This is a genomic window from Leptolyngbya sp. BC1307 (assembly GCF_002286735.1).
Classification (GTDB): domain Bacteria; phylum Cyanobacteriota; class Cyanobacteriia; order Phormidesmidales; family Phormidesmidaceae; genus Phormidesmis.
Window position 1 is genome coordinate 92936 of sequence record NZ_NRTA01000006.1, and the last position, 12496, is coordinate 105431.

At 52.8% G+C, this 12496-nt stretch carries 12 protein-coding genes and 2 tRNA genes; 6 read left to right on the plus strand and 8 right to left on the minus strand.

Features of this window, described 5'->3' with window-relative positions; all coding sequences use genetic code 11:
- Window positions 1–61 precede the first annotated feature (61 nt).
- Both CKL79_RS05670 and CKL79_RS23455 read right to left on the minus strand, forming a co-directional pair.
- Window positions 62–847 carry an SDR family NAD(P)-dependent oxidoreductase gene (locus tag CKL79_RS05670; RefSeq protein WP_121968614.1) on the minus strand — a complete coding sequence of 262 codons (786 nt, stop codon included), beginning with the start codon at window positions 845–847 and terminating at the stop codon, window positions 62–64.
- A gap of 372 nt (window positions 848–1219) precedes the next feature.
- Window positions 1220–1402, minus strand: coding sequence for a hypothetical protein (locus CKL79_RS23455; protein ID WP_121968615.1), 183 nt, complete (start codon window positions 1400–1402; stop codon window positions 1220–1222).
- Window positions 1403–2021: 619 nt separating this feature from the next.
- On the opposite strand from CKL79_RS23455, the gene CKL79_RS05680 reads away from it, so the two are divergent.
- Window positions 2022–2828, plus strand: coding sequence for a sterol desaturase family protein (locus tag CKL79_RS05680; protein ID WP_240518693.1), 807 nt, complete (start codon window positions 2022–2024; stop codon window positions 2826–2828).
- On the opposite strand, the gene CKL79_RS05685 is transcribed toward CKL79_RS05680, so the two are convergent.
- Both CKL79_RS05685 and CKL79_RS05690 read right to left on the minus strand, forming a co-directional pair.
- Window positions 2825–3706, minus strand: coding sequence for an S-methyl-5'-thioadenosine phosphorylase (locus CKL79_RS05685; RefSeq protein WP_121968616.1), 882 nt, complete (start codon window positions 3704–3706; stop codon window positions 2825–2827). The genes CKL79_RS05680 and CKL79_RS05685 overlap by 4 nt on opposite strands.
- Before the next feature lie 153 nt (window positions 3707–3859).
- Entirely contained in the window at window positions 3860–4729 is an 870-nt protein-coding gene (locus CKL79_RS05690) for a Tab2/Atab2 family RNA-binding protein (RefSeq protein ID WP_121968617.1), read from the minus strand.
- Window positions 4730–4905: 176 nt separating this feature from the next.
- On the opposite strand from CKL79_RS05690, the gene CKL79_RS05695 reads away from it, so the two are divergent.
- The 4 genes from CKL79_RS05695 to CKL79_RS05710 all read left to right on the plus strand — a co-directional run bounded on the left by CKL79_RS05695 (window position 4906) and on the right by CKL79_RS05710 (window position 8430).
- Complete coding sequence (locus CKL79_RS05695) at window positions 4906–6222, plus strand: valine--pyruvate transaminase (RefSeq protein ID WP_121968618.1); 1317 nt, start codon at window positions 4906–4908, stop codon at window positions 6220–6222.
- Between the two features lie 5 nt (window positions 6223–6227).
- Window positions 6228–6899, plus strand: a complete 672-nt coding sequence (rimM, locus tag CKL79_RS05700; RefSeq protein WP_121968619.1) for a ribosome maturation factor RimM — start codon at window positions 6228–6230, stop codon at window positions 6897–6899.
- Between the two features lie 90 nt (window positions 6900–6989).
- Window positions 6990–7631 (plus strand): Uma2 family endonuclease, encoded by a 642-nt coding sequence (locus tag CKL79_RS05705; RefSeq protein ID WP_121968620.1) that lies wholly within the window; start codon window positions 6990–6992, stop codon window positions 7629–7631.
- Between the two features lie 16 nt (window positions 7632–7647).
- Window positions 7648–8430 (plus strand): hypothetical protein, encoded by a 783-nt coding sequence (locus CKL79_RS05710; protein ID WP_121968621.1) that lies wholly within the window; start codon window positions 7648–7650, stop codon window positions 8428–8430.
- Between the two features lie 22 nt (window positions 8431–8452).
- Here the strand turns inward: CKL79_RS05710 and CKL79_RS05715 are convergent, their stop codons facing one another.
- The 4 genes from CKL79_RS05715 to murA form a co-directional block, all read right to left on the minus strand.
- Window positions 8453–8938 (minus strand): hypothetical protein, encoded by a 486-nt coding sequence (locus CKL79_RS05715; protein ID WP_121968622.1) that lies wholly within the window; start codon window positions 8936–8938, stop codon window positions 8453–8455.
- 523 nt (window positions 8939–9461) lie between these two features.
- Window positions 9462–9543 (minus strand) — tRNA-Leu (locus CKL79_RS05720).
- 78 nt (window positions 9544–9621) lie between these two features.
- Window positions 9622–10494, minus strand: coding sequence for a M48 family metallopeptidase (locus tag CKL79_RS05725; RefSeq protein ID WP_121968623.1), 873 nt, complete (start codon window positions 10492–10494; stop codon window positions 9622–9624).
- A 159-nt stretch (window positions 10495–10653) separates the two neighbouring features.
- The gene (gene murA / locus CKL79_RS05730) at window positions 10654–12093 is read right to left on the minus strand and encodes a UDP-N-acetylglucosamine 1-carboxyvinyltransferase (protein ID WP_121968624.1); all 1440 of its coding nucleotides are present in this window, start codon (window positions 12091–12093) and stop codon (window positions 10654–10656) included.
- Window positions 12094–12339: 246 nt separating this feature from the next.
- On the opposite strand from murA, the gene CKL79_RS05735 reads away from it, so the two are divergent.
- Window positions 12340–12423: transfer RNA gene (locus CKL79_RS05735), tRNA-Leu, on the plus strand.
- Window positions 12424–12496: the final 73 nt, after the last annotated feature.

Here is a 12496-nt window from a genome sequence, read left to right on the forward strand (position 1 = left end):
CATCCGGGTAACGCTATAAGTCGAGCGCAAGCGTTGGGTCGTTCCCTAGATCGTTTGAGTGCTAGCGGGCGTACAGCAAATGGCGCGGGGCCGTGAACTTTAAAATCTGCTCCAGCAGCCGGGGCGATAGACGGCTACACCACACAGCCAGGTGAGACTGCCAGCCGACCAAAACTTCGGGCGAGTCTCTGCTGAGTCCTTCTAAACAAGCGCGGGCCACCTGCTCAGCGGTCACTGGTATCACCCCGCGAAATTTTTGCAAGTCTTTGGCCATGTCGGTGTCAGTTAGCGACGGTAGCAGGGTCATCACTTTGATATTGTGCGGGGCCAGCTCCAAGCGCAGGGCATGGGTAAATCCGACGATGGCAAACTTGGTAGCTGAGTAGGTCGCCATAGTGGGCGCGGCAATCTTGCCCATCAGGCTAGAGACATTGACAATAGTGCCGCTGCGCCGGGAGACCATGCGCCGGGCAATCAGGCTAGTGACGGCGTACATGCCCATCACGTTGGTATCCATCTCTTGCTGCACGTGGGAGGCCCGCGATCGCAAAAAAGGCGTCTGGTGCGCCACCCCCGCGCAGTTAATCAACAGGTCAATTGCGCCATAATCGCGCCAGGCTTGCGCCATGATGACGCTAACTTCTCGCTGGGCCGTGAGATCAATGAGGAGAGGAATCGCTTCAACGCCCATTTGCCGAATGTCAGCAGCTACCTGGTTCAGGCGCTGATAGTTACGAGCGACTAAAATCAGGCGACGGATGCCACAGCGGGCGAGTTCATAGGCGATCGCCTGGCCAATGCCCTTAGAAGCGCCGGTAATCAGCGCGACCTTACCATTAATGTTCATGATGTAGAGACCTCTAAGGTATATCTGTTACTGAGAATTTCGCAGCACAGTGAAACAACAAACAACTTTACGAGCAGTCATCTGTTTGAAAGAGTTTTGGTAATGTTCGATCTGCAGGACTGAAAACGCTTGTCAGCACGGCGCTACAGCAGGCAGACCTGCAAACAACGAAAAATCAGAAAGCAAGCATGACAGGACAAAAAGAGTAACTGAAGAGAGTTTTCATCGCCCTTTTTAAATATTCTGATTGCTGGATTCAACAGATCAGCGTAATTAAGTTAAAGAGGCAACAGTATTGCTATATCGCGCCATCTTCAATTCTAGGAGTGATACGAAAATTCTAGGAGTGATACGAAAGACTTTTCAACTTTCTTAGGCCGACTGGCCAGCTCGATCCTTATCCGCTTTAGAAGTGTCGAGTAAGACTCGGGCGGCAAACAGGCAGAGCTGAAACGAGACGGCTACAGCGAATTTCATCAGTAAGCGCTGAAGATAAAGTACACAGCCTCTCAAGCTGGGTTGAATCGCCGTTAGACGAGTACGAAAGATATTCATGGGTAAGCAGACCTCCTGAATGTAGATCAATCATTGGCCGCGTGAGTAAAGACCAACGGTAAGTTGGCACTGGGGGCAGCGGGAGTCGCTCAAGTACACCTGTCGATCTAAACGCTGTAGCTGGAGGCTAGGAGCACAGTGACCAGACACAGTTTCGAATCAACACGCATACGCTAACAACGGAATCAAGAAAGCGCAACACTTTTTTATATAAGAGGTTTTTCGTTACATTGCTTAACATGTTTTCCCAGTTAGCAAGTCCTTCTACAGGCGGATGGCGATGCGAAAGTCGTTGGGAGAGGCGCTGTGCGGCGGTTCTTTTGAACGGACACTATGAGAAGCGATCGCCCTCACCTGAGAAGACTAAAGAGGGCTAACGCTAAAAATTCGCCCTAAAAATTAAGAAACCTGTAGCTGTTTTGCCGGGCAATCAGGCGATAGCGTAGGCGTCATCACGCCTTTATTCAATCTGTCGGGGCCAGCCGCAGGCTTTTCAAAGCTCCTCTCCACCCAGTAAACTTCATTGAATCCATACGCAGATATATACAGACAAGTTTTGACCTTCTCTTTCTTGATCAAAAATTTGTGCTGGCACAGCCTAATTTTCTTTATTTTTACTGTGTTAGGCTACTTTGCCGCTGCTGGCGGGCTTTACTGGTTCCTCTATCTCCGCCAATCGTCCCGGTTTGTAATTGACTCTACCGAGCAAACCACAAAGGCTATTTGGCAATCAATTCACAGCGACGTAATCTTGTCCGTACTGTCATCGGGCATCTTTTCAGTTTGCGCGGCCCTAATGACGACGGTCTATCAACTGGGCTACACCCGCCTCTATTTGCAGCCTGAGCAATACGGGCTAGGGTATCTTGGCTTCAGCCTGGTGCTCGTACTGATCTTGCAAGATACCTATTTCTATTTCACCCATCGCCTCTCTCACCACCCTCGCTGCTACCGATGGCTGCATCAGGGCCACCACCATTCCAAAAACCCGACGCCCTGGACTGCTTTTGCCTTTGACCCTGCAGAAGCGATGGTGCAGGCGATTTATCTGGTCGGGGTGACGATGGTTATTCCTATGCACCTCTCTGTACTAATAGCCGTGGTGCTAGTCATGACGCTAGGCGCACTGATTCACCACTTTGGGCTGCGCCTGTTTAAAGCTTCGGCAATGGGCAACTGGCTCGGCAGTTGGCTAGTCGGGCCCACTCATCACTGGCTGCACCACCGCAAATACACGGTGCATTACAGCCTATATTTCACCTTTTGGGACAGGGTGCTAGGGACCCAACACCCCGGCTATGAAGACGTTTTGAGTCCGTCTGTGGCTGAAAAAAAAATAGTCCCCAGCGCCAACATAGAAACTGCCCCAGCAGCCCTATCGGGTAAAACCGTGCCGTTTCCCCTGCCGTTCAAAAAGGCTTCCTAAAGATACTTTTGCAGGAGCAAGGCGAGCTTTTCCTTGGTCTGAGTGGGTGCCTTATCTAGCGGTGTAATAATGGCATATTTCAGGGCAGAGTGAGCTTCAGAAGCAGGTGGGTTTTCACTGAGGCGGCGGACGACTTCGCGAATCACTTTTTGGGCATTCACCGCATTTTTTTGCAGGTTGCCAATCACCATTTCTACGGTGACGCTGTCGTGATCGGGATGCCAGCAGTCGTAGTCAGTCACCATCGCCAATGTGGCGTAGGCAATTTCAGCTTCTCTAGCTAGCTTCGCCTCGGGCAGGTTGGTCATGCCAATAACGGTAGCGTCCCAGCTACGATACAGCTTAGATTCGGCTTTGGTAGAAAAAGCAGGGCCTTCCATGCAGACGTAGGTACCGCCCCGGTGCAGCGTGACGCCGGGCAAATCCTGACTTTCTACCGCATCGGCTAAAATTTTAGCCAAATGGCCACACACTGGGTCGCCAAAGGAAATATGGCCGACGATGCCTTCGCCAAAGAAAGTCGAGACTCGGTTTTTTGTGCGGTCAATAAACTGGTCGGGTACGACCATATCAATTGGCTTGGCTTCGGCCTTGAGTGAGCCGACAGCTGAGGCAGACAGCAGATACTCTACGCCCAGACTTTTCATGGCGTAGATATTAGCGCGAAAGGGCAGCTCCGATGGGGTGAGCGTATGGCCGCGACCGTGGCGCGCTAGGAAAGCAACGGGTACGCCATCAACTTTACCCACAATCAGGGCATCGGAAGGATCGCCAAAGGGTGTCTTCACTCTGACCTCCTCTATATCCGTCAGAGCTTCCATCTGATAGAGGCCGCTGCCGCCAATGATGCCAATTTTTACCGGATGCTGGGCCGTCATCAATTTTTCCTGCTGAGGATGTCAAGAGGAATTCTACCGCTCACACCAGCCCTTTAGATGCCAGTGCCAGAACATTTTGCTGACTAAATCCCGTCAACCTCCCTTCGCCCCCTTTCCCCCTTTCTCCCTTCCCCCTCTTGATCAACCCAACCCTCAACCCGCACCCGCATGAATCTGCTTACCTGCCGTCGCCTGCATCAGCCAAAGTCCGGTGTAGGTTTGCCCCGAATCATCTGGGCGCACTAGCAAAAAGTGTAGTCCTTGGGCTGCTTGCTTACGTTCGGTAAATGTCCGTGCTGCGCCGGCTACAGCCTCGTCATCAAAGGTCGCTAAGATCCAGCGATCGCTCAACCCTGCCTCTAGCAACAGTCCATCAGGAACGCCGGCGATATACTGCAGCATGACGGGTCGCACGGAGTGTAGCCACTGGGCGAGCGCCATCGACTTGCGCCCGCCGTCAATAATCACCCCCGGAATCAGCAAGGTACTGGGCAGGCCCAGACTCAAAGGCGCAATCTCAGGCGGAACCGACCGCATCGGAATAGGTTCATGCTCCAGGCGCGTTAGCTGGTCAGGGCTAATGGCCGCAAACTGCCAGCGATCGCCCATCACATAGTCGGCAATTGGCTGCGGGGCGGGCCGCTCGATAGCCAGCGGATCGTAGTTTTGCGGTACGTAGTTTTGTAAATTGGCATACCAGGCTGCTCGCTGGCGCAGCCACTGCTTCAGGGCAAAAAGATCGCGCTGCGGGCGCACCTCTACCGGTAGCTCCCGGCAGGCGACTTCGACCAGGCTCACCGTCTGCGGACGAAACACCGCGATATATTCGGGCCAGCCGCCAGCGCGATCGCAGGCAATTTTTAGCTGCTGACGCAACCAGGGCGCACTCGCTTCTGACTGCGGGCAATCCGCCCCATAGGTAAAAGCCATCTGCGCGTCGCAAATCAGCAGTTCCCAGAGCGGCTGACCTTGAGGATCTTGCAGAGGGCGACGGTAAAAGTCGAGTTGCCAGGGCGGAAGCATGGGTTAGCAAGTGTTATTTTTCACGGGCGATCGCAGATACCGCTGTCGACTAAAGGTTATATTGAATCGAATGAGGCACGAGCGGGTTCACGAAGACTTTACCTGCCTCGTTGCGCCCACTTAACTATTCCACTAGACTCTCAATTCCTATTAAGACCTATCAACCTAGCTCTATCATGACTCCTGCTCTTACCCAGTTCGGCGATCGCATGTCTCACCTGACCGGGGTGCGGGCGATTATGAAAGACATTATCGAAACGCTGAACGCGAGCAAGGCATCCAATTCGGATCAGGAGTTTATCAACCTCAGTGCAGGCAATCCGGTGATTTTGCCAGAAGTTGAGCAGCTCTGGCGCGACTGTACCGCAGATTTGCTCACCAGCTCAGAATACGGCGAAGTCGTCTGTCGCTACGGGGCCAGTCAGGGCTACGAACCCTTCATTGAGGCCATCCGCGATGATTTTAATCAGCGTTATGGGCTCGCCCTGACCACTCGCAATATTTTAGTCACGCCCGGCAGCCAAAACCTCTACTTCTTAGCGGCCAACGCGCTAGGAGGCTACAGCACAGCCGGTCAGCTGAAAGACATCGTGCTGCCGCTCAGCCCAGACTATACCGGCTATGGGGGAGTCACCCTCTATCCGGAGGCAGTCAAAGCCTACCGGCCTTCTATCGAACTCGGCAGCGATCCGCATTCCTTTAAGTATCGCCCTGATTTCGACCAGTTAGAGATTGATGAAAATACGGGATTTGTGCTCTTTTCTAGGCCCTGCAACCCGACTGGCAATGTCATCAGCGGCGCAGAAGTTCAGGGCATCGTCGATTTGGCCGCGCCTCATAACGTACCGGTCTTCATCGATTCGGCCTATGCGCCGCCTTTCCCCGCGCTCAATTTCACCGAGATGACGCCGGTTTTTGGGCCAAATATCGTCCACTGCATCAGCCTTTCAAAAGCGGGCCTGCCTGGGGAACGGGTAGGCATTGCCATCGGTGACGAAAAAATCATTCAGATCTTAGAGGCGTTTCAGACGAATTTGTGCATTCACTCCAGCCGCTATGGTCAGGCGATCGCCGCCCGCGCCATTCGCAGCGGTGCCCTAGCCGATATTTCGCTCAACGTCATTCGTCCTCACTACCAGAGCAAATTCGCGGTTTTAGAAGAGGCCCTCACGCAGGCTATGCCCAACGCAGTGCCCTGGCGGCTACACCGGGGCGAAGGGGCGATCTTTGCCTGGCTGTGGTTTGAAGATTTGCCGATGAGTGACTGGGACTTTTATAACGAGCTAAAAAGCTATGGCGTGATCATTGTGCCCGGTAGCCCTTTCTTCCCGGGGCTAAAAAATAGCCTCAAGGGCGAAGACTGGCCTCATATGCGCCAGTGTTTCCGCATCAGCCTGACCGCGTCAGATGAGCAAATCGTCACGGCGATCAACCATCTGGCAACCCTGACAAATCGGGTGTACTCGGCTCAGCCTGCCCTGGCGACGGTGTAGCAGAGATGACAGCAGCGCAGGACTGGTTGATAATCGGGCGGATCGTTGGGGCGCATGGGCTAAACGGCCATGTGAAGGTCTATGCCGAGAGCGATTTCCCGGAGCGGTTTACAGAGCCGGGCGATCGCTGGATCAAAAAACCAGCCGACTCTCAGCCAGGCTTGATCAAGCTCGTCAGTGGCCGCTATTTAGAAGGAAAGAATCAATATCTGGTTAAGCTCGCGGGTGTGGACTACCGCGATCAGGCTGAAGATCTGCGGCAGGCTGAGCTGATGGTGCCGGAAAGCGATCGCCTCTCTTTAGCACCGGGAGAATTCCACGTCTCTGACCTGATCGGCCTGACAGTAGTTGTAAAGACCGACCAGACGACAATAGGAACGGTGACAGATGTCTTTACCACTGGGCATGACATGCTAGAAGTAACCGTCGCGGCCCCGCCAGAAAATTCAGAAGAGACAGCCGAAGCAGATTCAGCGCTAGCAGCAGAGAAAGCCATTCCTCACGATTCTATGCGAGCAAAGGCGGCTCAAAAGCTCAAGCGTCAGGCAAAGCGCAAAGCCAAGAAAAAAGCGCCTAAAACGCTGCTGATTCCCTTTGTAGAAGAAATCGTACCGGTAGTAGATATTGCCACAGGCCGAATAGAAATTACCCCACCACCTGGATTGATCGATCTTTAGCTTTTCATCTTTAGCTTTTCATCAGTGGTGAACATGACACAATAGGCTCAGTGGGCGAATCTCATTTTGGCATCGCCGACAAAGGAAGAAATGATCAGGTATCTTCTAGAGCCTCCGACCAAACCAATTGGGGAAAAACGGGTAGCCTTCCACGACTTAGAATGGCCAGCGTTCAAACAGATCCAAAAATTATTGACTGAGCGCACTCGCGCTAAGTTCACCTATGACAATGGTGTTCTAGAAATTACCATGCCTCTTGAAAGTCACGAGCGCTCTGCCCGGCTGATCGAACTTTTTATCAGGATTTTGGTCGTAGAGATGGGTCTGATGATAAAAACTATGGGCTCCACCACGCTCGACCGCGAAGACCTGCGTAAGAGCGCTGAGCCAGATAACGCCTACTACATTCAAAACTTCGACTTGGTCGCTGACCATACAGTTGATCTAGCGGTCGATCCTGCACCTGATTTGGTTGTAGAAGTTGACATCACAAACACAGATATCGACAAAGATCTGCTGTACGCAGGGATGGGTGTGCCGGAGTTTTGGCGGTTCAATGGGCGGGAATGGCGGATTTTGTGCTTGGAGAACGGGGCTTATGTTGAGTGCGATCGCTCTCCTACCTTCCCCCTAGTCAAAAAGGCAGATCTGTATAAATTCTTAAAAGCAGCACTGCTAAACGAGGTATCTGCTGAAATCAACTTTCGCCAGTGGGTACGCGAACAGCTATAGCAGCCGGTATAGAGTAATGAGCACAGAAAAAGAGGCGATCGAGCACTTCACAAGACCCTGGGCTGAGCGACGAGGACTGGAGTCGATGGAAAGCCATTCGGGGTCTATTTTAGTCAGAGCTTCTATTGATGAGCTAGCAGATGCCCTGACGCCGGTTGCAGTAGAAGCCAGGCGGGGTGTGCTGGGCACTGAAGTCGAAAGCTCAGGCTGTTTTGTCTTGACCTATCAGATTGTTGGACAGAGCTGGTCGATGATTCTGCCCGATGAAATCTACGATCCTCAACACTTAGCGCGATGTTCACGACCTGGCGAAGCTGATCTTTCAGCGATCATTGGCCAACCCGTCATAGATTTTCAGGTGAGTGATACGGTTGGCTGCATTGGCTATCAGTTATTTGAAGGCGGCGAACGGGTGGAATATTTCAGCGGATCTGAAGAGGAAGATCCTTCTGAGGGAGAAGGTGAAAATGGGATAGAGGCTCGATATTACGAACTTATGCCTTATCCCGACGAGAATGAAGACGGGCCGCTGATACAGATGGCCAGATTTTGGTCACGCGATCGCCAGCTAACAGCCGAACAGATTGGTAACATATGGGATTTCCCCGACCGATTCTTGCGCGATCAGGGTGCCTACGATCCTGCCCTCGACTCCAGATATTTTCTAGGAGACTATGCGCCAAAGCGAGGTAAGCGCTATCGAATTCAGAACCCTGGAATTACCCTGGTGACAGGTCGGCGAGAGGTCACTGCTGTTCCCGATCTTGTGCGAGTTGATTATTTCAGATTTGGCAGCTGAGCAAAGGAGTATGCTCTAAAAGCTAGCCAGAAATCACAATACCATCAGTCCCGCTGATCCGCTTGCGGAGACGAGAGAGCATCAGGTCATCTTCCATGCGCTGCTCTTTGTAACTGCGCTGCCACACAGGAGAGCCGGGCTGGTTACGCACCAAGTTGATTCGCTTAGCAGTAACCGCTTTGAACTCTGCAATAAAAGACGTTAGCAGTCGCGGCTTGCCAACCGTGACCCTATTGTTATGATAGTCCTGCAAGCATATCAAGGCGTGCAGCGCATCTGGCACAATTGCCCACTGATCTAGCAAAATCCCTTCGTGGTCAGCCGCAGAGAGTAATAGCTCATCAGCCACAATCTTTGCATGAGAAGAGACGAAGGCTGACGTGCCTGAGTATTCGGCAGGCAGGTTTTTCTGGGGTTCAAACAGGTTTTGGCCGCCGTGCGTTTTCAGCCGCACATAGTAGAGCGCTGTCTCGGCGGAGCAGTGATAGATCTGGGATATGTTTGTCAACAGATGACCTGAACCCTTGAAAAGTCTCTGGTGTTAGACTGCCCAGCCAAGCCAAAAACTTACGGCAGTATTATAAAAATAAATCGGGTAGCAAAACGCACTAGCAACTCAGAAAGTCAATGTCTGCAGTGAGGGGCTTGACCCCCCTTGTCTATATAAACAAGGTTAAGAGGCCACTATCCGGTAATCTTTTAGCTCGGTTTTGAGCAGCTCGTTTCTCTAGAGAGTGGCATTGCTACCCAGCAATTCCAAATTCCAACTTACAGACGTTCATTTTGCCTCAACGAGGAACGAGATTACTGGGTTTCAGCCGCTGAGCTCTGCTAGTCAAATTTGACCCTGATGTGAGGTGAACGATAAATCAAGGGTTTTGAGTGTCCGTAGTCTGGAATTTGGAATTGCTGATTGCTACCTGAATCTCTAAGCCTGTCCTTTGCTCGTCAGACCAACCCTACAAAAGAAACTTACTCGCCCGGCTATCTTTTTGCTCGGCAAGTCATCGTTCTTAGCGTAGACTTTTTGATGGGCAAGGAGAGACTCGAACTCTCACGACCGAAGCCGCCACATTTTGAGTGTGGTGCGTCTACCAATTCCGCCACTTGCCCAGTAGTAGGCCCCCAGTATACCGAATTTGCAGCCACTTAGCGGAGCAAATTTAGGAATCAAATTTCAGTGTCAAAACGCTACCAGTTTCGCCATCCGCCAGGGTGCTGGTCGGTTTGCGTAGTGACTAAAAGACGGCTGTTCAACAAGTCCTGATAGTCTGGGGTGCTGGCCCAGCGGTCAATCTCTCTGGCCCTGAGAACCGGTACCGGATGGCTGAGTTCGTCTGTTTTTAGCTGCTTGAGCATTTCGCCAATTTCGCTGTTGCTGATGGCGTCGTAAGAGCGGGCCTGGTCAATAAAGGCATCTAAATTGAGCTGGGGTGAAAGCGTGGGCGAGCCGCCGGAGAGTTTCATCAGTACCGAGGCGACTGTGCGGGCGTCTTGAGTGGCAAGCAGGGCAGCGCGATCGCAGGTAAACTCAGCGCAGCGCACCCACTCCATAATCTGTGACTGCCAGCTTTGCATTAGCAGACCGCCAAAAGGGAGCTGACTGGTCGCGAGCGACAGCAGGTTAGCCAGCGTCAAATAAACGCCATGATCACATTTGAGATGACCCAGCTCGTGACCAATAACGGCCTGCACTTCTGCCGGATTCAGCAGCTCGATCAGCGCAGTATGTACCACGATAAAGGGCTGCTTGCCCCGCATCGCAAAGGTGTAGGCATTGGGCACAGGGTGCTGCTTGATATAGAGCTGAGGCACTTCTAAATCGAGCACCTGGCAGGCTTCTAAGAGTAGGTCATGAATATCTGGCAGCTGATTAGGCCCGACCAGAACGCTAGCGGCAATATTTTCTAGATAGAAAAACTGCTCGCCCATCGGCCCTAGCAAGCTGCGAATGGCCACATCCAATCCGGGCAGACGCTTTAGCGCCTGAGTGGCCTGCCGATCTAGCGGGTGGCGAAAGTGATCGGCATTGAGACCAATCAGCGGAGACTTAGAGAGGACCATAAAAAATCGCTAGCCTGAGGGCACTCACAACAGACAAAACTGACCGCTCAAGCAGCCCTGATGTTTGCCTTATCTCGTTAGTATAGCGAGATCTTACAGGCGTCTTTTGAGAATGCCTCAGGCTAGCTAATAAGCGTCACTTAGCCTGTCAACCTGGGGCTAATTGGACTGTAACGGCGAGGTGATTGCCGCAGCGAGCGGTGCCGCTACAGGCTGACTGCCATTTACAGCAGGCTGCGTAGCATCGTCTGCTTCACTGAGCGGAATGCGCCGCAGTTGGGCCCCGACGTTGCGCAGCTTTTCTTCAAATTTTTCGTAGCCCCGGTCAAGGTGATGCAGGCCGTGCAGGGTAGTTTTGCCTTTGGCGGCGAGGCCAGCGATCGCCAGCGCTGCTGAAGCCCGCAAATCACTGCCCGTCACGGGAGCCCCAGAGAGATGACTCACCCCGCGCACAATGGCACAGTCTCCTTTCACCCGAATATCCGCGCCCATCCGGTTAAATTCGGCGACATGCTGCAGCCGATTTTCAAAGACGGTTTCGGTCACCATGCTATTGCCATCTGCCAGGGTCAGCAGCGCCATAAACTGAGCCTGCATATCTGTCGGGAAACCGGGATAGGGTAGGGTCTGCACATCAGCAGGCAAAGTCCGCTCACCCGGCGAGAGCCGAATGGTGCTGCGCCCTTCTATCTCGATTTGAGCGCCTGTTTCCCGCAGCTTCGCCAGCAGCGGCGTCAGATGGGTCGGATCAACCGGCCCTACGGTAATTTCAGAGCGAGTTAGCGCCCCGGCGACCAAATAGGTACCGGCTTCAATCCGGTCAGGAATAATGCTGTAGTCGGTAGCATGCAACCTGGGCACGCCAATAATCGTAATCGTGTTGGTGCCTGCGCCCCGAATTTTAGCGCCCATCGCCCGGCAGAAATTAGCCAGATCGACAACTTCTGGCTCCTGCGCAGCATTTTCAATTACCGTCTCGCCCTCGGCTAGCGTGGCGGCCATCATCAGAGTTTCGGTGGCCCCAACGCTGGGATAATCCAGATAGATGTTGGCCCCTTTGAGTCGATTTCTCGCGCCGGGCACGTAGGCATGAACCACACCGTGATCCATATGCACATGGGCACCTAGCGCCTGCAATCCGCGAATGTGCAACTCTACCGGGCGGGCTCCAATCGCACAGCCGCCGGGCAACGGGACCCGCGCCACCCCCAAGCGAGCTAGCAGCGGACCAATGACGAAAAAGCTAGCTCTGAGCTTGCTGACGATATCGTAGGGCGCTTTTGAATGGCTGACGTGGCTACCGTCTACCTCTAAAATATCGCCGCTGCGGACAACTTTGAGCCCTAAAGCCTGGAGCACTGCCGCCATCCGACCAATATCCATCAGGTCGGGAATATTGCGAATGCGGCAGGTCTGTGAGCAAAGGAGCGTGCCGCCCAAAATCACCAGTGCCGAATTCTTAGCACCGCTGATGGGGATGTGGCCGCTGAGCGGCGTACCGCCCCAGATCTCAATCACAGATTTGGAGCTGTCTGTAGCAGAATCTTCTACCGGACGGTCGCTAGCAAGCTTTGGAGTGATGATGGGAGTAGCCTCCATAATTTTCGGGCTGAAATAATTTAGGTATGGATTCTACCCGAAACCTCCGAGTTTCTCCCGGTAGGTTTGAACAGTTTTGACCCTACCATTCTTTTAGATTGTCTGCGCTCTAGTGATTTTTGCGCAGGTAGGCGGAGAATCTACCCAGATAGGCTCAAAATGCTGTTGACGAATGTGCCTTACTGCTAGATTATTGTTAATCGCAGCCTTGGGCAGATTGCCGATGCACTACGCCCTGGATGCCATGCGGGACTGGCGGAATTGGTAGACGCGCTAGATTCAGATTCTAGTGTTCGCAAGGACTTCCGGGTTCAAGTCCCGGGTTCCGCATCAACACAGGTTAAGCAAAAAGCTCCTTAGCATCTACCAGCTGAGGAGCTTTTTTATGCGATCGCTCCTACCT